The organism is Pirellulaceae bacterium (assembly GCA_029243025.1).
Classification (GTDB): Bacteria; Planctomycetota; Planctomycetia; order Pirellulales; family Pirellulaceae.
The window spans coordinates 163,885-183,037 of the sequence record JAQWSU010000006.1 but is presented as its reverse complement, the minus strand read 5'-3'; the positions used below and the strand labels follow the sequence as shown (position 1 = coordinate 183,037).

31 protein-coding genes are annotated in these 19,153 nt (G+C 53.4%); all 31 read right to left on the bottom strand.

Annotated elements, in window-relative coordinates:
- Positions 1-41: 41 nt before the first annotated feature.
- The 31 genes from P8N76_02830 to rpsL all read right to left on the bottom strand — a co-directional run bounded on the left by P8N76_02830 (position 42) and on the right by rpsL (position 19,060).
- Positions 42-692: a L17 family ribosomal protein gene (locus P8N76_02830; protein MDG2380582.1), complete on the bottom strand. Its 651-nt coding sequence runs from the start codon at positions 690-692 to the stop codon at positions 42-44.
- A 35-nt stretch (positions 693-727) separates the two neighbouring features.
- Positions 728-1,708: a DNA-directed RNA polymerase subunit alpha gene (locus P8N76_02825; GenBank protein MDG2380581.1), complete on the bottom strand. Its 981-nt coding sequence runs from the start codon at positions 1,706-1,708 to the stop codon at positions 728-730.
- A gap of 112 nt (positions 1,709-1,820) precedes the next feature.
- Entirely contained in the window at positions 1,821-2,201 is a 381-nt protein-coding gene (rpsK, locus tag P8N76_02820; protein ID MDG2380580.1) for a 30S ribosomal protein S11, read from the bottom strand.
- Positions 2,202-2,274: 73 nt separating this feature from the next.
- Positions 2,275-2,658 (bottom strand): 30S ribosomal protein S13, encoded by a 384-nt coding sequence (rpsM, locus tag P8N76_02815; GenBank protein MDG2380579.1) that lies wholly within the window; start codon positions 2,656-2,658, stop codon positions 2,275-2,277.
- A gap of 110 nt (positions 2,659-2,768) precedes the next feature.
- Positions 2,769-2,882 carry a 50S ribosomal protein L36 gene (rpmJ, locus tag P8N76_02810; GenBank protein MDG2380578.1) on the bottom strand — a complete coding sequence of 38 codons (114 nt, stop codon included), beginning with the start codon at positions 2,880-2,882 and terminating at the stop codon, positions 2,769-2,771.
- A 211-nt stretch (positions 2,883-3,093) separates the two neighbouring features.
- Complete coding sequence (gene map, locus P8N76_02805) at positions 3,094-3,888, bottom strand: type I methionyl aminopeptidase (protein ID MDG2380577.1); 795 nt, start codon at positions 3,886-3,888, stop codon at positions 3,094-3,096.
- A gap of 54 nt (positions 3,889-3,942) precedes the next feature.
- Positions 3,943-4,509 (bottom strand): adenylate kinase, encoded by a 567-nt coding sequence (locus tag P8N76_02800; GenBank protein MDG2380576.1) that lies wholly within the window; start codon positions 4,507-4,509, stop codon positions 3,943-3,945.
- Between the two features lie 41 nt (positions 4,510-4,550).
- Complete coding sequence (gene secY / locus P8N76_02795; GenBank protein MDG2380575.1) at positions 4,551-5,921, bottom strand: preprotein translocase subunit SecY; 1,371 nt, start codon at positions 5,919-5,921, stop codon at positions 4,551-4,553.
- Between the two features lie 27 nt (positions 5,922-5,948).
- Positions 5,949-6,449, bottom strand: coding sequence for a 50S ribosomal protein L15 (gene rplO, locus P8N76_02790; protein MDG2380574.1), 501 nt, complete (start codon positions 6,447-6,449; stop codon positions 5,949-5,951).
- The gene (gene rpsE, locus P8N76_02785) at positions 6,446-6,964 is read right to left on the bottom strand and encodes a 30S ribosomal protein S5 (GenBank protein MDG2380573.1); all 519 of its coding nucleotides are present in this window, start codon (positions 6,962-6,964) and stop codon (positions 6,446-6,448) included. Before rpsE ends, rplO begins: the two co-directional genes overlap by 4 nt.
- A 64-nt stretch (positions 6,965-7,028) precedes the next feature.
- A complete protein-coding gene (rplR, locus tag P8N76_02780) occupies positions 7,029-7,397 on the bottom strand; it encodes a 50S ribosomal protein L18 (protein MDG2380572.1) in 369 nt (122 codons plus the stop codon).
- 28 nt (positions 7,398-7,425) lie between these two features.
- The gene (gene rplF / locus P8N76_02775) at positions 7,426-7,968 is read right to left on the bottom strand and encodes a 50S ribosomal protein L6 (protein ID MDG2380571.1); all 543 of its coding nucleotides are present in this window, start codon (positions 7,966-7,968) and stop codon (positions 7,426-7,428) included.
- Between the two features lie 73 nt (positions 7,969-8,041).
- On the bottom strand, positions 8,042-8,437 hold the full coding sequence (gene rpsH / locus P8N76_02770) for a 30S ribosomal protein S8 (protein ID MDG2380570.1): 396 nt from the start codon (positions 8,435-8,437) through the stop codon (positions 8,042-8,044).
- 16 nt (positions 8,438-8,453) lie between these two features.
- A complete protein-coding gene (locus P8N76_02765; protein MDG2380569.1) occupies positions 8,454-8,639 on the bottom strand; it encodes a type Z 30S ribosomal protein S14 in 186 nt (61 codons plus the stop codon).
- 49 nt (positions 8,640-8,688) lie between these two features.
- A complete protein-coding gene (gene rplE / locus P8N76_02760; GenBank protein MDG2380568.1) occupies positions 8,689-9,261 on the bottom strand; it encodes a 50S ribosomal protein L5 in 573 nt (190 codons plus the stop codon).
- A gap of 119 nt (positions 9,262-9,380) precedes the next feature.
- Positions 9,381-9,725 (bottom strand): 50S ribosomal protein L24, encoded by a 345-nt coding sequence (gene rplX / locus P8N76_02755; protein ID MDG2380567.1) that lies wholly within the window; start codon positions 9,723-9,725, stop codon positions 9,381-9,383.
- Positions 9,725-10,093, bottom strand: a complete 369-nt coding sequence (gene rplN / locus P8N76_02750; GenBank protein MDG2380566.1) for a 50S ribosomal protein L14 — start codon at positions 10,091-10,093, stop codon at positions 9,725-9,727. Before rplN ends, rplX begins: the two co-directional genes overlap by 1 nt.
- Positions 10,094-10,142: 49 nt before the next feature.
- On the bottom strand, positions 10,143-10,436 hold the full coding sequence (rpsQ, locus tag P8N76_02745) for a 30S ribosomal protein S17 (GenBank protein ID MDG2380565.1): 294 nt from the start codon (positions 10,434-10,436) through the stop codon (positions 10,143-10,145).
- Positions 10,437-10,526: 90 nt separating this feature from the next.
- Entirely contained in the window at positions 10,527-10,739 is a 213-nt protein-coding gene (gene rpmC, locus P8N76_02740; protein ID MDG2380564.1) for a 50S ribosomal protein L29, read from the bottom strand.
- Between the two features lie 68 nt (positions 10,740-10,807).
- Entirely contained in the window at positions 10,808-11,218 is a 411-nt protein-coding gene (gene rplP / locus P8N76_02735) for a 50S ribosomal protein L16 (GenBank protein ID MDG2380563.1), read from the bottom strand.
- Positions 11,163-11,876, bottom strand: coding sequence for a 30S ribosomal protein S3 (gene rpsC / locus P8N76_02730; protein MDG2380562.1), 714 nt, complete (start codon positions 11,874-11,876; stop codon positions 11,163-11,165). The genes rplP and rpsC overlap by 56 nt, the downstream gene beginning before the upstream one ends.
- Before the next feature lie 54 nt (positions 11,877-11,930).
- On the bottom strand, positions 11,931-12,284 hold the full coding sequence (rplV, locus tag P8N76_02725) for a 50S ribosomal protein L22 (protein MDG2380561.1): 354 nt from the start codon (positions 12,282-12,284) through the stop codon (positions 11,931-11,933).
- Positions 12,285-12,332: 48 nt separating this feature from the next.
- Positions 12,333-12,602 (bottom strand): 30S ribosomal protein S19, encoded by a 270-nt coding sequence (gene rpsS / locus P8N76_02720; protein MDG2380560.1) that lies wholly within the window; start codon positions 12,600-12,602, stop codon positions 12,333-12,335.
- Positions 12,603-12,621: 19 nt separating this feature from the next.
- On the bottom strand, positions 12,622-13,476 hold the full coding sequence (rplB, locus tag P8N76_02715; GenBank protein ID MDG2380559.1) for a 50S ribosomal protein L2: 855 nt from the start codon (positions 13,474-13,476) through the stop codon (positions 12,622-12,624).
- 38 nt (positions 13,477-13,514) lie between these two features.
- Entirely contained in the window at positions 13,515-13,838 is a 324-nt protein-coding gene (gene rplW / locus P8N76_02710; protein MDG2380558.1) for a 50S ribosomal protein L23, read from the bottom strand.
- Positions 13,839-13,886: 48 nt separating this feature from the next.
- Positions 13,887-14,537, bottom strand: coding sequence for a 50S ribosomal protein L4 (rplD, locus tag P8N76_02705; GenBank protein ID MDG2380557.1), 651 nt, complete (start codon positions 14,535-14,537; stop codon positions 13,887-13,889).
- A 34-nt stretch (positions 14,538-14,571) separates the two neighbouring features.
- Positions 14,572-15,228, bottom strand: coding sequence for a 50S ribosomal protein L3 (gene rplC, locus P8N76_02700; GenBank protein ID MDG2380556.1), 657 nt, complete (start codon positions 15,226-15,228; stop codon positions 14,572-14,574).
- Positions 15,229-15,374: 146 nt separating this feature from the next.
- A complete protein-coding gene (gene rpsJ / locus P8N76_02695; protein MDG2380555.1) occupies positions 15,375-15,701 on the bottom strand; it encodes a 30S ribosomal protein S10 in 327 nt (108 codons plus the stop codon).
- Between the two features lie 325 nt (positions 15,702-16,026).
- On the bottom strand, positions 16,027-18,105 hold the full coding sequence (fusA, locus tag P8N76_02690) for an elongation factor G (GenBank protein MDG2380554.1): 2,079 nt from the start codon (positions 18,103-18,105) through the stop codon (positions 16,027-16,029).
- 91 nt (positions 18,106-18,196) lie between these two features.
- On the bottom strand, positions 18,197-18,667 hold the full coding sequence (gene rpsG, locus P8N76_02685; protein MDG2380553.1) for a 30S ribosomal protein S7: 471 nt from the start codon (positions 18,665-18,667) through the stop codon (positions 18,197-18,199).
- Positions 18,668-18,691: 24 nt separating this feature from the next.
- On the bottom strand, positions 18,692-19,060 hold the full coding sequence (gene rpsL, locus P8N76_02680; GenBank protein MDG2380552.1) for a 30S ribosomal protein S12: 369 nt from the start codon (positions 19,058-19,060) through the stop codon (positions 18,692-18,694).
- Positions 19,061-19,153: the final 93 nt, after the last annotated feature.

Genomic DNA, 19,153 nt, shown 5'->3' with positions numbered 1-19,153 from the left:
GACGCGATCCAGCGAGCGGAGCGTCCCCCGATTGAGCGAGATTACTCGTCTTTGGCCTTCTCATCAGCCGCTTCTTCGCTGGTCGCTTGAGCTGATTCCGTCGATTCGCTTGCAGCTTCGTCGTTACTACCATCTTCGAAGGCTGGCTTTTGGCTAACTTGTGCGACGCGGTCATTCACGCCGACAAATTCGAGAATAGCTTGCTTTCCTGCGTCACCCAGACGTGGTTGAGCGATCTTAAGAATGCGAGTGTATCCGCCATCGCGGTCGGAAAAACGAGGTGCAATGTCATCGAACAGGATGCCCACTGCCTGTTTGTCTCCCAGCAATTGGATGGCACGTCGGCGTGCGGCAACCACAGGGGCAATTGCCTCGTTCCATTTGCGCCACTGTTCACTGCCTCGCCAAGCTCTCCACTGTTCTGTGCCGCGATCCGCATCGGTCGCGAACGCCTGGGCAGCTTCGGTGTGCTGCAAGGAGCGACGAGCAATCGTAATGCACCGTTCGACCAGCGGTCGAACTTCCTTGGCCTTTTCGACCGTGGTGATCACTCGCCCTTTTACCTTCGGGGCATTGTCATCTAACTCAGCATCTCGCTCTGTTAGGAACAGGCTGCTGGCCAGATTCTTCATCATCGCCTTCCGATGGCTCGAGGATCTTCCCAGTCGACGACCTTTTCTTCGGTGACGCATCGATCTATCCGCTACTAAAACGTGGTGATTGGTTGTTAGCTATTAGCCGGAACTCGCATGCCAAGATGTAAACCCATCTCGGTCAGTCGTTCACGCACTTCGTTGAGAGTTGTATCGCCAAAATTGCGAACTTCCAGCAACTGGTCTTCAGTCAGTTGTACGAGGTCACGAACCGAATTAATTCCCTCAGATTCCAAGCAATTACTGGCTCGAACGGAGAGTTTTAATTCAGCCAAGCTCATATTCAGCTTCGATTCCAGCACGACATCCGTCCCACCCGTGCCTCGATTAGGCGAGTGAACGCGGTCGCCGAGTTGCGAGTATTGGATGAAGGGATTCAGGTGCTTACGGAGAATCTTAGATGCCTCGACAATCGCCATGTCGGGAGTCACCGAACCGTTGCTCCAGATCTCGATGGTGAGCCGGTCGTAGTTTGTCTTCTGTCCAACACGTGTTTCTTCGACTTCATATCGCACGCGAGTGATCGGACTGTAGACGGCATCGATTGGGATCACGCCAATTTCATGCTCAGTTGTGCTGTGTTCGCTTGCGGGAACATAGCCGCGACCATTTTCCACGACCATTTCCATGAAGAATGGCACGTTGTCGGTGAGGGTAGCGATCACGAGATCTTGGCTGATCACGTCGATGTCTGCATCTACTTGCACATCAGCGCCCGTAATGGGACCGGCTGTTGATTTGTCGATTGTGATGACACGTGTTTCCGGCGTGAACTTTTTCACCACTAACGATTTGACGTTGAGAACGATATCCGTGACATCTTCGAGGACGCCCGGAATATTGGTGAATTCGTGCTGAGCACCACGAATCTTGATTTGCGTGACGGCACTGCCTTCCAAGCTGGAAAGCAAGATGCGTCGCAGGCTGTTTCCGATCGTGGAACCAAAGCCACGTTCGAATGGCTCGGCACAAAATTTTCCGTAGGTGCGAGTGAGTGTTTCTTTGTCGCAATTTACGACACTGGGCAATTCCAGACCACGCCACCGAATATGCATTGTAGCCTCCGTTTAAATCGCATCAGCTGGGCGATTGAATTTTGTTAAATACGCTGAGAAACGTCGCTAAATTTGTCTGCCTGTGACTACCACGTCTCCAAGGCAGATCGAATTAGACTCGACGCTTCTTGGGTGGGCGGCAGCCATTGTGAGGGATGGGAGTACAATCTTCCATCGACTTGACGTTGAGGCCAGCCGATTGGAGAGCGGTAATGGCACTTTCACGTCCAGAGCCGGGCCCCTTTACTCGAACATCAATGTCCTTCACGCCAAACTTAATTGCTTTTTCCGCTGCTTGCTGTGCAGCACACTGTCCGGCAAACGGAGTGCTCTTGCGGCTTCCCTTGAAACCACATGTACCGGCACTTGCCCAACACAGTGTATCGCCCTTGGTATCGGTGATCGTCACTGTTGTGTTGTTGAACGTTGATTTGATAAATGCGACTGCGACCGTAACGTTGCGACGCGCTCGACGCTTCTTGCTCTTTGCCACTGCGAAATGACCTCCAAGGACCTAGCCGAGGTAACGGGTGTCTTGTTTGTTTAATTGGGGAACCGACGGGGAACTATCGAAGATCCTTCACGCCCTTCTTGCCGGCGACTGTCTTTTTCGGGCCCTTGCGCGTCCGAGCATTTGTGCGAGTTCGCTGTCCACGAACGGGGAGTCCGCGTCGGTGGCGTATGCCTCGGTAGCAACCGATGTCACGCAGACGCGAAACGTTTTGAGCTAACTGACGACGCAGTGGGCCTTCTACTACGTAGTCTCGTTCCAGCAATGCAGCAAGCCGCCCCAGCTCATCTTCCGCGATTTCGCGAGCCGGCTTATTGGGTCCGATCCCTGCCTTGTGGCAAAGTTCTCGAGCTGTCTTCGGCCCAACCCCGTACAAATAGGTCAGCGATACCGAGATAGCGCGGTCGTTAGGAATGTCAACACCAAGGATACGAGGCATCTGTCTTACGACTCCATACAGTCGGGTTTCGGTATCTTAGGAATCTATGTAATCAAGTTTACTAAGTGAACCTTCGCGCAGGACAACAGCCGTCCAGCGATCGGGCAACACTAGCCTTGACGCTGCTTATGGCGCGGATTGTTGCAAATCACGTACACGCGTCCGCGACGCCGCACGACTTTGCAGTTTTCGCAGATCCGTTTTACGCTGGCACGAACTTTCATGGCGAGGTCCTGCTATGAATCTCGATTTCCGTCGATTAGAAGCACGTCAGTATAGAGAATTCTCGAATCAGCGAAAACCCCCTTTGGCCCGATTGCCCTTACCATTTTTACAACTCGAATTCGCAACCCGAAAAATCGCGATTCGTTACCCGGTTTGCCTGTTGTTGCCGGGTTCTTGACGATTAGGAGAACTTCCCGGCCAGTTCACCAATTAGGCTGGAAGCTCTTCTCCGGCTACGGGGGGTCCGGTGAGTCGCAAGGGGCCATCCGAGGTCAGCGCCACTGTGTGCTCAAAGTGGGCGCTCCGCTGGCCGTCCAGGGTCGCTTGCGTCCAGTGGTCGGCCAAGCAGTGGCTCTTTCCACTGCCCAGATTGACCATCGGTTCAATAGCTAAGACTAAGCCGGTGGTCAGCCGAAAGTCCTCGCTTTTTGAGGTGTCTTTGTTCCAAAAGTTGGGCACTTGAGGCGGTTCGTGCAGCTCTCGACCGATTCCATGGCCCACGAACTCTTTGACCACTGAAAGGCCGGCTGATTCCACATAGTCTTGCATTTGTCGGGCAATCCGGCTCCAGGTGGGTTCCTTGGTCAACAGTTCGATGGCCAAGTCCAGCACGCCCGAGGTGACTTCCAGCAACTGCTGGCTGGTCGGGTCGATTTGACCGACCGGGTAAGTCTGAGCCGAATCACCACACCATCCATTGACCTTGCAGCCCGTGTCAACGCTCACGATATCGCCCGACACGAGGATGCGATCTCCGGGGATTCCGTGCACGATTTCTTCGTTGACCGAGGTGCAGGTGGCCGCTGGAAAGGGCGTTGTTCCGGGAACGCCCTTGAATAATGGAATGGCGTTCACCCGTGCGAAGACTGCTTCGACGGCGGCGTCCAATTCAGCGGTGGTCGCGCCGTTGACGACTCGCTCTGCGACGGCTTGATGTGCTTGCCAGACAACTAAACCGGCTTGCCGCATCTGCTTGATTTCACGGTTGGATCTGAGGTTCAGCATGGTTTTTGCCAGGGGAAGAAGCGGATGGATGGGAGAGATTTCTTTTCCGCGGGTTCACCTTTCCAGCAAGGCGTGTTGGATACGGCAGAAGACTTCGTCGGTACTTCCCGTACCGTTCACGGCTCTCAGGAGCGATTTTTTTCGATAGTAATCAATTAGCGGTGCCGTCCTTGCGTCGTAGATTTCAAGTCGTTTCCGAATCGTGGCAGGATTGTCATCGAACCGTCCCTCGATGAAGGAGCGTTCGAGTAATCGTCGTCGTAATTCCTCTCGGTCAGTGTCCAACGCCAAAACGTGCCCGATGGTGTGACCCAGTTTGACCAACAACCGATCTAATTCTTCCGCCTGATGCAGGGTGCGGGGGAAGCCATCGAGCAACAAGTCTCGATCTCGAGCTGTTTGTTGAAGCTGATCGGCGATCAATCCGATCATTGTTTCGCACGGTACGAATTGGCCGTGATGGATAAATTCTTTTGCTATTTGGCCCAGGTCCGACTCTTCCTCAATGGCCGTTCGCAACAGGTCGCCGGTAGACAGATGCACGGCGTTCAGGTGTCGAACGAGCCGTTTCGACTGAGTCCCTTTTCCAGCTCCCGGCGGACCCACAAAGATGACCAACATGGCGAGGCTTGTCTGCTGCGGTGAAACGTCTAGTCTTGCCTCTAGGACGATTCGAGCAAGCCAGGATAGTTTCGCATGACCAAATGACTGTCGATTTTTTGGACTAAGTCAAATGCGACGCTCACGGCAATTAGCAACCCGGTGCCTCCGTAGAAACTAGCAACCATGAAGGAAACATTTAAGGAGCTGGAAATCATGGTTGGAATGATGGCGACCAAGGCAAGGAAGCCGGCTCCCACGTAGGTGATTCGCACCATGACCCGTTCCAAATAATCTGCCGTTCGTTTGCCCGGTCGATAACCTGGGATGAACGTGCCGTAATTCTTCAGGTTATCTGCCATATCCTTGGGGTTGAAGGTAATTGCCGTCCAGAAGTAGCAGAAGAAATAAATCATCGCCACATACAGCAAGCTGTAGAGGAACTGCCCGCTGGAAAAGGCCGTCTCTAAGTCACCGAACACACTGCCGAATCGCGACAGCATGCCGAAGATGATTTGTGGAAACATCAAGAGACTGCTGGCGAAGATGATCGGCATCACACCGGCCTGATTGATGCGAAGCGGCAGGTACTGTCGAGTGCCTCCGTAGACGCGACGACCGCGAACGTGCTTCGCGCTCTGCGTGGGAATTCGACGTTGTCCAAGTGTGATGAATACGACGCCACACACGACAGCGACGAACAGGAAGGCGAGGACTACGAGCGTCTCGATGCCGTGTTGGCCGGTACCGAATCCGGTCAATTCTTTCGTCGATTCACTGTAGAGACTCCAAGCAGCACCTGGCATTTGAGCCAGAATACCGGCCATGATGAGCAGGCTGATACCGTTACCGATACCATATTCGTCGATTTGCTCGCCAAGCCACATTAAGAAGATTGTTCCGCAGGTCATCGTCAGCACGGCGCAAATTTGCCAGCCGAAGTAGAGATTGGTTCCCGCAGCATTCATAAAGTCAGGGTGAACTAAGGAGGCGACGCCATCGCTGTTCACGCCCATGACATAGAGCTTGACGTAAAACCAACTTTGAATCAGGCAAAGGATCACGGTCACATAGCGCGTGTACTCGTTGATCTTCTTGCGTCCGGATTCACCTTCTTTTTGCAGCTCTTCGATCGGTTTCCAAACGCTGCCGAGCAATTGGAAGATAATCGAGGCGGAAATATAAGGCATGATGCCTAGGCCAAAGATGGTGGCCTGTTGGAGATTACTAGCGCTGAACACAGCCGCATACTCGATCATACTCTCAAGACCGCCGCCACTGCCTTCGCCACCAGTTGGATTAATGGCGGCTTGATTAATCATCGGCAATGTGATCTGCCAGCCAATACGATAGATGGCGAGCAGGAACAGGGTCAGCAGAATCTTTTGTCGCAACTCGGGGATCGAGAAAACGATTCTCAGCTTTTCAAACATACCTGTTTTTCCTTACGAGAAGGCAGCCTAATCCTTGGCCTTGGCCTTGGCCTGTTTTTTCTTTTCTTCGACAGGAGTCGGCCCGAGCAATCGAACAACTTTACCGCCCGCCTTTTCGATCTTTTCAGCCGCTGATTGGCTAAAGCGATGGGCGGAAACAGTGAGCTTCTTGGTCAGTTCGCCATTGCCCAGAACCTTGAGTTCATCGAACGTATGTCCGAGCAGCGGAGTGTTTTCCAGAATCTCTGGTGACACCTCATCGCCAGCCTGGAAGGTATTTTCGAGATCTCCGACGTTGACGATCACGACCCGTTTGCCCCACTTGTTGTTAAAGCCCCGTTTGGGGACTCGTCGAACCAGTGGCATGGCTCCGCCCTGAAAGGTCGGATGTTGCGACCAACCGGCACGAGATCCTTGCCCCTTGTGACCTCGACCGCTGGTTTTACCGTGACCGGATCCCGGTCCACGACCAACGCGTCGACGTTTTTTGTTTTTTGTAACGCCCTGATGGACTTCATCTAGTCTCATGTCAACGAAACTCCGCGCAGGACTTCGACTTCTTGTTTCGTCCTGAGTTCTTGCAAGGCATTCAGGGTGGCTTTCACCAACAAGACTGAGTTGTTGGACCCCATGCTCTTCGTCAAAATGTCATGGATACCAGCTGCTTCGCAAACGGCTCGCACAGCATCGCCAGCAATAACTCCCGTACCTGGACCGGCGGGAACTAGTAGTACTTTTGCAGCCCCACAACGTCCTTGGATCTTATGGGGAATTGTTCCCTCTTCGATCGGGACTTTGGTCATATTGCGGGTTGCCTGTTTCACGGCTTTTTCCACGCTAGGCGGAACTTCGTTAGCTTTTCCGTAGCCCCAGCCAACTCGGCCTTCCTTATCGCCGACGACGACCATGGCTGCGAAGCTAAAGCGTCGACCACCTTTGACAACCGCCGCACATCTTTTGATCTTCACGACGCGCTCTTCGTAGGCGCCCCGTGTCTTATCTTCGTCTTGTCTTTTCGGCTTTCGGCCACCGCTGGATGCCACGGCATTAACTCCGAATACTAGTAATCGTTTTGTATGCTTCCCGGCCGAATCCGGCCGTACGGTTTTATACCGAAACGCCTGCTTCACGCACGGCGTCGGTCAATGCGGCAACACGACCCAAGTACTTGCAACTGCCTCGATCGAGGCAAACAGCTTTCACACCTGCTGCGAGTGCTCGCTCGGCAATTGCCTTGCCGATCAGTTTGGCCGCTTCTTGGTTTCCACCATTCTTGATTTCGCCCCGCAAATCCTTATCCAGCGTACTGGCTGAGGCGATGGTTTTTCCGTCAAAGTCGTTGATAACTTGACAATAAATGTGCTTCAGCGTTCGGCTCACCGTTAAGCGCGGCCGTTCTTGATTGCCACGCAGCTTTTTACGGACGCGAAAGCGTCGGCGAACTCGCTGTTGTCCAACGGACTTTCGATGGTTCACGGTTCGGATCCTTGTTATCGGAGCGGGATTAGGTCGCCGCTTTACCCGGTTTAATCTTGACTTGTTCACCGTCGTAACGCACGCCCTTGCCTTTGTAAGGTTCTGGTTTACGTGCGGCACGTACTTCGGCAGCAAATTGTCCAACCAATTGCTTATCACAACCCTGGACGACGATGTGATTTTGATCGGGGCAGGTGACATTCAGGCTGCCGGGGATCTTCTTTTTGATTTCATTCGCGTAACCAACCCGGAGGGTGAGCACGTCTCCCTCGATTGCCGCCAAGTAGCCAACGCCGACGACTTCGAGTTTCTTTTCGTAGCCCTCGAGTACGCCGACCACCATGTTTTGCAACAGGGATCGCGTCAGTCCGTGGAAGGCACGAACTTCACGTTCGGAGGAGTCAACGCTGACGACTATTTGCTTGCTGTCATCGTCGAGTTTAATGTTTACCTCAGGTCGAAAGTCACGTTCAAGCTTGCCCTTCGGGCCCTCAACGGCAACATTTTGACCATTCACGGCAACTTTCACGTTGCTCGGTATGACGACGGGTTTTTTACCGATTCGGGACATGTCGGCTAAATTCTTTCTTCAACTTGAGTCTTGGTCTGACGTCTCGGTGCTGACGAGTCGGCGAATTTGGATCCTACCAAATTTCGCATAAGACCTCTCCACCCAGGTTTCGTTGGCGTGCTTCGCGGTCACTGACCACTCCGCGACTGGTGCTCAGCACTGAAATACCGAGCCCATTGAGAACCGGTCGCAGGTCTTTGGCACGACTGTAAATTCGGCGGCCAGGTTTACTGACGCGACGCACGGTGCTAATTACTCGTTCACCGTTGGGGCCGTACTTCAAGTCGATTTGCAAATGTGCAAACGGCTCGCTCTCAACTTCTTTCCAATCCCAAATGTAGCCCTCACGTTTTAGCACTTCGGCCAAACCGCGTTTGACTTTCGACATCGGAATCATGACATTTGGCCGTTCGACACGTACCGCATTGCGGATACGAGTCAACATATCGGCGATCGGGTCAGTCATCATATCAGTCTGGTTCCCTCTACCAACTCGCCTTGCGAACACCGGGAATGACACCTTGATCTGCTAGTTTGCGGAAACAGATCCGACAGATCCCAAACTTCCGGTAGACAGCTCGGGGCCGTCCACACATCCCACACCGTCGTTCTTGACGGCTCGAGAACTTCGGTTCGCGATTGGCTTTCGCTATTTTTGATTTACTTGCCACCGGTAGCCCACTTCTTAAATTGAAATGACAGGTGATGATTAGTCGTGCGTCAGGCCGCGCCCGCCGCTGTCTCGGATTCGTCCCGTTGGAAGGGCATGCCGAGGTGTTTCAGTAAAAGAAACGCCTCGTCATTGCTCGAGGTTGAGGTCACAAAAGTGATGTTCATCCCTTGCACTCGGGTGAATTTATCTGGATTGAGTTCGGGAAAGACGAGCTGTTCGACCAGTCCCAAACTGTAGTTGCCATTTCCGTCAAACGCTGCAGGATTCAGTCCGCGAAAGTCACGAACACGAGGAATCGCCAACGACACGAGTCGGTCGAGGAACTCCCACATTCGTTTACGACGGAGCGTGACCTTACAGCCAATGGGCATTCCTTCTCTGAGCCGGAAACCGGCGATCGCTTTCCGAGCAATCGTCACCACCGGCTTTTGACCGGTAATCTGTGTGAGGGCTGCTACGGAATCCTCCATGTGTTTCTTTTCGGTAATTGCACTGCCAACGCCCATATTCACAACGATCTTTTGCAACTGTGGCAGCGACAAACGGTTGTCGCGACCCAGATCCTGCTTGAGGCTTGTCAGCACTTCCGATTCAAATTTTTCCTGCAATCGTGGGGCCATGATTCACTCACGGGAAGCCGCCGTTTCAAAAGCGACTCAGGTTGAGGTTACTAGTTTCTATTTTTCGTACTTTTGATCTCTACGATTGGCTCTTCGTCGCTGGTCGGATCTCAAACGGCCTACTTGGCATAATGGGCTTTCGCTGGGGCTATTTGTCCCTGACTTTTACCGCATTTCTTGCAGAAGCGTTCTTTACTCCCATCGTCCAAGTAGCGAGCACCGGTGCGACTGGCGTTACCGCAAGCCTCACAGACCAATTTGACGTTCGACATCTGGACGGGCATTTCTTTTGACAAACGGCCCCCTTGGGGATTGCGTTGACTGCGTTTCACGTGCTTATAGACGCGATTGACACCTTCAACGATCAGTTTGCCATTTTGATGATTAACGCTGAGAACCTTGCCTCGTGTTCCCCGATCATCACCGACAGAAATTTCGACCGTGTCGTTAACTCGAATATGCATTAAACCACCTCATTGGCGAGGCTAACAATCTTCATGAAATTTCGCTCTCGCAGTTCACGAGCAACCGCACCGAAGATGCGAGTACCGCGTGGGTTGTTGTCGCCATCGATCAGTACGACTGCGTTACTATCGAATCGGATGTAGCTACCATCGGCACGTCGCGTTGGTTGCTTACACCGCACGATGACGGCACGCACGACTGACTTCTTTTTAACTTCGCTACCAGGAATCACACTTCTCACACTGCAGACGATAATATCGCCGATATGTGCGAAGCGTCGACGAGATCCGCCAAGCACTTTGATGCACTTGACCTCTTTCGCTCCCGTATTGTCTGCCACGGAAAGGCGACTTTCTTGTTGTATCATGACCGGTCCTCGTCTCATCGCTTCGGCAGAAGCGGTTGGAGTCTCTAACCTACTGCTGTTCTTCTTTCGCGGCCGCACGTAACGCGACGACGTCGACTGCTGTACTCTTCCGTACGACCTTCACTAAATCCCATCGCTTCAGTTTGGATAGCGGTCGCGACTCGATGATCTCGACCGTATCGCCTGCGCCGGACTGCTCGTCTTCGTCATGGACATAGCAGACCGTTTTACGTCGCACGTATTTTCCGTATTTCGGATGTTTGACTAAGCGAGGGATTTCGACTCGCCGAGTCTTGGTCATCTTGTCACTTGTGACTACACCAACAACTACTCGTTTTGGCATCTTTGTCGTCCTGTCGCGTCAGTTGGCGGGACCTGTGCGGAATGCTAACTGAACCACTGTTTTCGGTAAAAATCCGTTGTTTCGCTGTCGCTATGACGCGTCCTGCTTAGTTTTTTCAATTTCCCGCTGTCGTTGGATTGTTTTGACGCGGGCGATTAATCGGCGATGACGACGAAGTTCGCTCGGAGCGTCCAAACGTTCGGTCTGAGCCTGAATTCGCAACCGAAAATAGGTTTCGGCCGTTTCCGTCAATGTCAGCCCTAGCTGCTCATCGCTCATTTCTCGAAGTTCCGCGGATCTCATCAATCGTCTCCTCAGTCCTCATCGGGACCGTACCTAATCGGCGCCGATTTTCGGGGCCAGTCGATTTACTAAATAGCACGCCGTTTGACTAAGCGAACCTGGATTGGCATTTTGTGGGCCAACCGTGCGAAGCAGATTCGAGCCTGTTCTTCGGTCACACCACTTAACTCGTAAAGTATCGTGCCGGGTTTCACAACGGCGGCCCAAAAATCTGGCTCACCTTTACCTTTACCCATTCGCGTTTCCAAAGGCGTCGAGGTGACGGACTTGTGCGGAAACAGCCGCACATACAGCCGTCCTTCGCCACGTACGTATTGTTGAGCGGCGATACGGCCCGCTTCAATGGTTTGGGCCTTAATCCAACCGCCTTCTAACGCTTGCAGTCCAAAGTCGCCAAAGACGACTCGGTTACCGCGTGTCGCGTTACCTTTTATACGTCCTCTTTGGCTTTTGCGATGCTTGACCCGCTTCGGCATCATCGCCATCGTCTTCATCCCCTCTGTAAAAGCCTTGATTAACCCAAACTTGTATTCCGATATGCCCCTGCGGGGTCTTCGCTTCAAAAAATCCGTAGTCGATCTTGGCTCGCAAAGTGCTAAGCGGAATTGATCCGGAGATCTGCTTTTCGCGTCGTGCCATTTCGGCACCACCGAGTCGTCCCGCGAGCTGTATTTTGATTCCTTTGGCTCCGGCATCCATGGTTTGTTCCATGGCACGTTTAATCGTGCGGCGGAAACTGGAGCGTTTTCGGAGCTGTTCGCCAATGTCCTCGGCCACCAACTGGGCCTGGATTTCTGGTCGCGACACTTCTTCGATTTTTAAATTGACTCTTCGACCGATCTTGTCCTGCAATTCGCCCTGGAGAAGTTCGATTTCCGACCCTTTTTTCCCGATAATCAAACCGGGTCGAGCGGCGTGTAGGACAACTTTCACTTCATCCCGAGTGCGCTCAATCTCGATGCGGTCAATACCCGCATGGCGGTATTGTGATTTTTGCGGATGGTTCTTGATGAAGTCACGAATCTTGAAATCTTCCAACAGTAGCGAGGAGAATTCTTGCTTGGACGCATACCATCGGCTCTTCCACGTCACCATGACGCCGGTTCGAAACCCAATTGGATTAACTTTTTGACCCATCGCTTTTATTTCTCCTGCGACCTTTTTGGTCGAGCCACCTGTCGTAACGTGTGGTTACAGTTCCTCGAGCGTGACATGGATGTGCGAAAAACGTTTGCGAATCATAAACGCCATACCTCGGGCACGCGGACGAATCCGTTTGAACATGGGGCCTCCATCAACATGTGCATCACTCACGACGAGCGAGTCCACGTCGACATTTCGACCGCGGTTCTGTGGATTATCGGGATCCTGTGCATTCCCTAGCGCACTCTTGAGTGCTTTTTCGAGCATGCGTGCTCCGCGATGAGGCTGGAATCGCAAAATCTCCAGAGCTTCATCCGCGAACTTTCCGCGAATGAGGTTTGCCAAGGGGCGTACCTTTGTCGCGCTAATTCTCGCGTAGCGGATACTTGATTTATATGCCATCGTTCACTCCTGCATCCACTCGCCCTTTGCGAGTTGGATTGCGGCTGCCTAACGCTTGCCTTTACCACCGTGGCCACGAAACGTTCGCGTTGGTGCGAATTCACCTAACTTGTGGCCGACCATGTCTTCAGTCACCAGTACCTTCAGGTGCTGTCTGCCATTGTGCACCATAAATGTCACGCCCACGAATTCCGGGACGATCGTACAGGCGCGGGCCCAAGTCTTGATGGGTTCTGAATTGCCTGATTCCTGCTGACCCTGGACTTTTCCATACAGCCGCGGATCGACAAACGGACCTTTTTTTAATGATCTACCCATTTAACTTGTACTCGCAATCCTATTTCTTCAATTGGCCATAACGACGCGATCGACGTCTTCGTACGATTGCGGCATTCGACGGCTTCCTCTTTTTGCGAGTGGAACCGCCCTTTGCTGGAACGCCCGAAGGACTCACAGGGTGACGACCACCTTTGGTACGGCCTTCACCACCACCATGCGGATGATCGATCGGATTCATCGCAGTACCTCGGACATGCGGTCGGCGACCGAGCCAGCGTTTACGTCCGGCTTTACCCAAGGTGATATTCATATGATCGGTATTACCCACTTTGCCGATCGTTGCTCGGCAAGTGGAGGGGACACGCCGGATTTCACCGCTCGGTAGGTTAATCTGAGCCCAATCTGCTTCGCGTGCCATCAGTGTGGCGCTTGACCCGGCACTGCGACAAAGTACGCCGCCTCGGCCGGGCTGCATTTCTATATTGTGTAATGTCGTGCCGAGCGGAATTCGTTTCAGCGGCAGCGTATTTCCCAGCGAGGGCGGTGCTTCCGCCCCACTTTCGACGCGGTCGCCTGGCTTGAGTCCATCGGGAGCGAGAATGTATCGCTTTTCGCCATCGACGTAGTGGAGCAACGCGACTCGGGCACTGCGATTTGGATCGTACTGAATCGACGCCACATTGGCGGGAACGCCATCTTTTTTGCGAGCGAAATCAATCACACGATAACGTCGCTTGTGACCGCCACCTCGGTGACGACAAGTGATTTTACCCTGATTGTTACGCCCACCCTTTTTGTGGATTGGCTTTAACAATTTCTTTTCGGGCTGAGCGTCTTTGCTTAGGTCAGCAAAGTCACTCACGCTGGCGTTGCGTCGCCCGGCTGAGGTCGGTTTATATTTGCGAATACCCATAAAAACGTCTTTCGACTAATGCGGGATCATTTCTTGGTTTAGAAGAATTCTATTCGGTCTTCGGAGTCCAAGGTGACGATCGCTTTCTTCCACGACTTGGTCGAACCGTAACGAAACCGATAACGACGCGGCTTTCCTTTACGATTCTGCGTGCGAACCTTCGTCACCGTGACGTCAAACAATTCCTGAACAGCGGATTTGATCAACTCCTTGTTCGCCAGCGGGTTGACTTCAAACGCATACTGATTGTCGCGTGTCGAGCGATGCATCCCTTTTTCGGTTACCAGAGGACGCAACACGATCTGGTGCGGCTCCAGCTTAATCTTCGAAGGCGTGGTGGTTGGGGGTTTAATGTTCGACATGCTTGTTCATCCGTCTTGCAGGGGTGCATTTGCAACCTGGCAGCAACGCTATTCGCCTGATTCCTTACTTGAGGCCGATGCACGTTCTTTAATCGCATCCAACGCCTGTCGGGTGATCAACAGGCGATGAGGCTTCAAAACATTGAGTGCATTGAGGTCAGAAACAGGTGAGGTATCGACCCGGTCAATATTCCGGGCACTCTTGTATACGTTGGAGTCATGTTCGGCTGTTGTGATCAGAGTGCTCACGCCTTGGAGCCCAAGTGCTTTGAGCACGCTTGCCATCTCTTTGGTGGCCGGAGCATCAAAGCTGAGATCATCGAGCACAATTATTTCGTTGTCGCGAATTTTGGAGGCGATCGCCATGCGTGTCGCAAGTTGGACAGCCTTGCGCGGTAGGCGGTACGAATAGTCTCGAGGTGTTTTGGCAAAAATATGACCACCCCCACGCCGAACACCACTGCGCCGCGAGCCGGCACGAGCGTTACCGGTCCCTTTTTGGCGATACATCTTTTTGGTTGAGCCAGCAACTTCAGCACGCGACTTTGTCTTGCTGGATCCGAGTCGCTGATTGGCCTGATACATCACGACCACATCGTGCAGTAACTGCTTGTTGATCCGCGGAGACAAATCGGTCGGTTCGATCTCATACGTACCGACTTCTTTGCCCTGTCGATCAAATACGGTTAAGCTTGCCATCGCCGTTCTTGCCTGCGTTTCTTTGGATCCAAGGTTAGCCTAATTTATTGGTCTCGCGGACGACCACCAAGCCACCATTTGGGCCTGGAACCGCACCCCTGATGACCAACAGGTGATTATCGGCGTCCACATTGACAACCTTCAGGTTGCGTGTGGTTACCTGAGCATCTCCATACTGACCGGACATGCGACGGCCTTTGAACACACGACTCGGGGATGCACTGCAACCGGTACCACCCGCATGACGATGTACTTTTTTGACACCGTGAGTCGCTCGTTGCCCAGAAAAATTGTGTCGCTTCATCACACCCGCGTAGCCACGGCCCTTGCTCGTGCCAACCACGTCGACGGACTTCACTTCCCCAAGTGCTTCGATGTTGAACTCCTGCCCAACTTCGTAGCCGTCCGTTGACCCACGTAATTCACGAACGAATCGCTGTGGCTCGCAATCTGCCTTGGTCGTCACCTCAACCCCGGCGGCGGCCAGCTTTTTGCTTCGCTTGCTGGTCAGCTTGCCGACACGCCCACGCTCACTGCGGCTGGCTAGACGACGCGGCTTATCTTCAAAGCCGAGCTGAACGGCTTCGTAGCCGTCCCTTTCAAGAGTCCGCAGTTGCAAAACGTGGCACGGGCCCGCTTGGATCACGGTCACCGGGACAATCTGCCCTTTTTCGTCGTAGATCTGGGTCATACCGACCTTACGGCCAAGAATTCCCTTGCCCATCGTTTTATTCCCTGCGGTTGTTGCCGGCGGGGATCGGTGAGTCAAACTCACGATTACCCAGCTGGCTTCCAATTCATAGAGAGAAGACCTGCGAGTGGAGGTCGAACTTTCCGTTACTTAGTGGATGCCTTGATTTTGATGTCGACGCCAGCTGGAAGACTGAGCTTATTTAAAGCCTCGATCGTCTTTGCTGTCGCTTGCACGATATCGATCACCCGCTTATGGGTGCGGATTTCAAACTGTTGTCTGGCCTTCTTGTCGACGTGCGGTCCCGATAGCACCGTATAGCGTTCGATTCGAGTAGGCAGCGGTATCGGTCCGTGGACCTCTGAGTTAGTTCGCTTTGCCGTCTCGACAATTTCTTTTGCACTCTGATCCAAGATCAGGTGATCGTAGGCTTCCATTCGAATCCGAATGACCTCGTGTGTCGGTGTGACCACGAACGCGACTCCCGCTGAATTAATCCAGCCAACTAAATTTCAATGATCGATCCGTTGCGATAACGAACCCCGCTGAGCCAATTCGCTCATGGGGAAGCTCACTAATTTAGAGATGTCGACAGCGTCCGTCAACACCTAAGTCGGTCAGGAAACGAGAAGACAGAGGATTTCAGTGGCGGCCCAGGAGGGTGGTGTGGCCTGCGGCGACCCCGGTGAAATTGTGGTTTGCTCGTGCCACGTAAGACTGGGGTTTTGAGCGAACGCCGCTGTTTGGCCGTAGTGATCAGGTGGTTTGGGCTGGATTGATCGAGTGCCTGCCGAGGAATCACATTTCGAATTGTTGAGCGACTTCGGGCGGTGCGGGCTGGTATTCCAGGGGTTCCATGGAGCATCCTGCCAGCCCTTTGCTGAGGCTGCGCATGGCACTGGAATAACCGAAGAGTTCTGCCAGCGGGGCGTGGGCCTCGAGAACGGCCAGTTTTCCGCGGTTATCGGTGCGGTGAATGACGGCTCGTCGTTGCTGCAGGTCGCCGACGAAATCGCCCAGATATTGGTCGGGAGTCGTGATATCGAGCCTCATGACCGGTTCCAGTAGGACGGGTCCTGCTGCTCGTAGTCCGGTCTCGAACGCATCGCCAGCAGCGATGCGGACGGCAATTTCGTTGGTTTGCTCGTTGTTTTTTGCCGACAACACGGTCGCTTTGAGCCCCATCAGCGGAAAACCTCCGAGGATCCCGCCTCCTTCGCCGCGGGCTCGCAATTCGTCAATTGCGACGCCCAGCAGTTCGCCTGGCAGATCTTCTGGCGAGCAGCGGCTGGTGACTGTGACCGGCGAGGAGCTGTTTGAATTTGGCTCTAGGCGAAGCTTCAGCTCGGCAAACAGCTGTTGTCCGCCCATTTGGCGATGGCAAATGCCTTCGACTTCGATGGTCTGTCGGATTGTTTCGCGATAGCTTACTCGGGGCTTGTGGACTTTTACTTGCAGGTTGAAGTCGCGTAGCAGTCGATTACGAATCACCTCCAGGTGCAATTCTCCCATCCCGCTGATCAGCGTTTGGCCCGTGTCTTCGTTTTCGATAGCGCGAAACGTGGGGTCCTGACGTCGCATGAGATCGAGCGTATCCCCCAATTTTTTGCGTTCTGCAGTGGTCTCGGGTTCGATGGCCATCGACATGACAGTTTCCGGGAATTCGATGCTCTCGAGCAGGATAGGTTCTTTGGGTTCGCAGAGTGTGTCGCCGGTGACCGAGTGTCGCAGGCCGATGATGCCGGCAATATCGCCCGTCTCAACCAGGTCGACCTGTTCGCGCCGAGAAGCTTGCATTCGCCACAATTGTGCGACGTTTTCCTTTTTTTCGCGGCCCGGATTGAGGACTCGCGTGTTGGTTTTGAGCTGTCCGGAATAGACTCGGACCCAGGAGAGATCGCCTGTTTTGGCTGGCAGGACCTTGAAAACCAAGCCGCAGAATGGCTCTGACGGTTCGGGTTGGCGGCTTTCCCGGGTCTCTTGTTTCTTGCGAACGGCAGTGCCTTGCACGGGAGGCATATCGGCAGGGCTTGGCAGGTACCAGGCGACTGCGTCCAGTAGCGGTTGGATGCCGATGCCGTCGAGGGCAGAGCCACAAAGGACGGGTTGGATGAGTTGTTGGGTGGTGGCTTCGCGAATAACTTTTCGAATCAGTTGAGTTGGAATGTTCGTATTTTCTTCCAGGAGTAATTCGATCAGTTCGTCGCTATGTTTCGACAATTCTTCGAGCAGTTCTTGGCGTGACAATTCGGCATCATCTGCCAGTTCAGCCGGGATTTCCGCGGTGCTGACCTGATCTCCTTTTTCGGAGAAGGTGAGCATTTTCATTTCGATCAGGTCGATGATCCCACGAAATGCATGGTCCAGGTGTGGGGGACCTTCGCCAATTGGCAGTTGGAGGATAATCGGATTTGCTTCCAGTCGATCCCGGATTTCATTGAGCGTTCCCTGGAAGCTCGCGCCTTCTCGGTCCAGTTTATTGATGAAGGCGATTCGTGGGACGCTGTATTTGTTGGCTTGCCGCCAAACTGTTTCGCTTTGTGCTTCGACGCCCTCGCGGGCACTGAAGACGACAACGCCCCCATCGAGAACTCGTAGGCAGCGTTCCACCTCGGCAGTGAAGTCGACGTGTCCGGGCGTATCGAGCAGATTGATATGCGAATTCTTCCACTCGAAGGTGACGCAGGCCGAGTAGATTGTGATCCCCCGCTGCTGCTCTTCCTCGTCGAAATCTGTTTCGGCCGTTCCTTTGTCGACTTGTCCAATTCGATGGGTGGCTCCGCTGCAAAACAGCATCCGTTCGGTGACCGTCGTTTTTCCGGCATCAATATGTGCGATGATCCCGATATTACGAAGATCCTGTAGGCGACGCGGCATCGTGGATTTGTTCCTGTTTGTTTGGTCCGCGCATAAGAAACGCCGTGCGATGTTGGGCATCTGACCACGGCATTTCGTTGATTCGGGCTGTCTACCAGGCGAAGTGAGCGAATGCTTTGTTCGCATCGGCCATTCGGTGGACGTTATCGCGTCGCGTCATCGCAGCGCCTTCACGCTTGTAGGCTGCGAGCAGTTCCTCGGCGAGTTTGCTCGCGGTTGGGCGTCCCTTTTTCTCGCGGACGGCTAGGAGTAGCCAGCGAATGGCGAGCGATTGCTGACGGTTCTTGTTAACCTGCATGGGAACCTGGTAGGCGGCACCACCGACTCGCTTGCTGCGGACTTCGATCTGAGGTTTGATGTTATCGAGTGCCTGATTAAACACATCAATCGGCTCTTCGTTTGGCATCTTTTCTTTGATGAGTTCCAGGGAGTCATAGAACACATTCAAGGCGATTGACTTTTTGCCGTCCCACATCAGGCAATTCACGAATTTGCTGACGAGCAGGGAGTTATGGCGAGGGTCACCTTTGAGTTGACTTCGGCTGGCAGTAATCTTTCCCATGTTTCTAGTTTATCCAAATCTCTCTTAGGATTTCTTAGCGCCATATCGGCTACGAGAACGTTTGCGTCCGTCGACGCCGAGCGTATCCAACGCACCACGTACAACTTGGTATCGTACTCCCGGCAGATCGCGAACTCGTCCGCCGCGGACGAGCACAATCGAGTGTTCCTGAAGGCTGTGGCCTTCACCCGGGATATAGACGGTCACTTCTTTACCGTTCGAAAGCCGGACGCGGGTAATTTTCCGCAGCGCCGAATTCGGCTTCTTGGGCGTCATCGTTCGCACCTGCAGGCACACACCACGCTTTTGCGGGCATTGATCCAAGACCGGTGCCTTGCTTTGGCTCCGTTTCGACTTTCGTCTGCGGCGAACGAGTTGATTTATCGTGGGCATCGACAGCGCCTTTGGATGAATAATTACCTAAGGGGAAGCCTACCAAGGTACCAATTTGTCAAACTGCGTCAAGCCGGGGTCGCTGTTCAAGGG

Coding starts and splice junctions, on each gene's coding strand:
- rplE (MDG2380568.1), bottom strand. CDS start 9,261: ATGGCCCCACGATTGCAGGAAAAATTTGAATCGGAAGTGCTGACAAGC.
- P8N76_02825 (MDG2380581.1), bottom strand. CDS start 1,708: ATGCATATTCGGTGGCGTGGTCTGGAATTGCCCAGTGTCGTAAATTGC.
- rplW (MDG2380558.1), bottom strand. CDS start 13,838: ATGTCGAACATTAAACCCCCAACCACCACGCCTTCGAAGATTAAGCTG.
- rpsQ (MDG2380565.1), bottom strand. CDS start 10,436: ATGCCAAAACGAGTAGTTGTTGGTGTAGTCACAAGTGACAAGATGACC.
- rplF (MDG2380571.1), bottom strand. CDS start 7,968: ATGTCCCGAATCGGTAAAAAACCCGTCGTCATACCGAGCAACGTGAAA.
- rpmC (MDG2380564.1), bottom strand. CDS start 10,739: ATGAGATCCGCGGAACTTCGAGAAATGAGCGATGAGCAGCTAGGGCTG.
- rplC (MDG2380556.1), bottom strand. CDS start 15,228: ATGACCCAGATCTACGACGAAAAAGGGCAGATTGTCCCGGTGACCGTG.
- rpsL (MDG2380552.1), bottom strand. CDS start 19,060: ATGCCCACGATAAATCAACTCGTTCGCCGCAGACGAAAGTCGAAACGG.
- rplV (MDG2380561.1), bottom strand. CDS start 12,284: ATGGCATATAAATCAAGTATCCGCTACGCGAGAATTAGCGCGACAAAG.
- secY (MDG2380575.1), bottom strand. CDS start 5,921: ATGTTTGAAAAGCTGAGAATCGTTTTCTCGATCCCCGAGTTGCGACAA.
- rplB (MDG2380559.1), bottom strand. CDS start 13,476: ATGGGTATTCGCAAATATAAACCGACCTCAGCCGGGCGACGCAACGCC.
- rpsG (MDG2380553.1), bottom strand. CDS start 18,667: ATGGGAAAGATTACTGCCAGCCGAAGTCAACTCAAAGGTGACCCTCGC.
- rplN (MDG2380566.1), bottom strand. CDS start 10,093: ATGATACAACAAGAAAGTCGCCTTTCCGTGGCAGACAATACGGGAGCG.
- P8N76_02800 (MDG2380576.1), bottom strand. CDS start 4,509: ATGTTGGTCATCTTTGTGGGTCCGCCGGGAGCTGGAAAAGGGACTCAG.
- rplD (MDG2380557.1), bottom strand. CDS start 14,537: ATGGCAAGCTTAACCGTATTTGATCGACAGGGCAAAGAAGTCGGTACG.
- rpsS (MDG2380560.1), bottom strand. CDS start 12,602: ATGGGTAGATCATTAAAAAAAGGTCCGTTTGTCGATCCGCGGCTGTAT.
- rpsH (MDG2380570.1), bottom strand. CDS start 8,437: ATGATGACTGACCCGATCGCCGATATGTTGACTCGTATCCGCAATGCG.
- P8N76_02830 (MDG2380582.1), bottom strand. CDS start 692: ATGCGTCACCGAAGAAAAGGTCGTCGACTGGGAAGATCCTCGAGCCAT.
- map (MDG2380577.1), bottom strand. CDS start 3,888: ATGCTGAACCTCAGATCCAACCGTGAAATCAAGCAGATGCGGCAAGCC.
- rplO (MDG2380574.1), bottom strand. CDS start 6,449: ATGAGACTAGATGAAGTCCATCAGGGCGTTACAAAAAACAAAAAACGT.
- fusA (MDG2380554.1), bottom strand. CDS start 18,105: ATGCCGCGTCGCCTACAGGATCTTCGTAATATCGGGATCATCGCACAT.
- rplX (MDG2380567.1), bottom strand. CDS start 9,725: ATGCATATTCGAGTTAACGACACGGTCGAAATTTCTGTCGGTGATGAT.
- rplP (MDG2380563.1), bottom strand. CDS start 11,218: ATGATGCCGAAGCGGGTCAAGCATCGCAAAAGCCAAAGAGGACGTATA.
- rpmJ (MDG2380578.1), bottom strand. CDS start 2,882: ATGAAAGTTCGTGCCAGCGTAAAACGGATCTGCGAAAACTGCAAAGTC.
- rpsC (MDG2380562.1), bottom strand. CDS start 11,876: ATGGGTCAAAAAGTTAATCCAATTGGGTTTCGAACCGGCGTCATGGTG.
- rpsM (MDG2380579.1), bottom strand. CDS start 2,658: ATGCCTCGTATCCTTGGTGTTGACATTCCTAACGACCGCGCTATCTCG.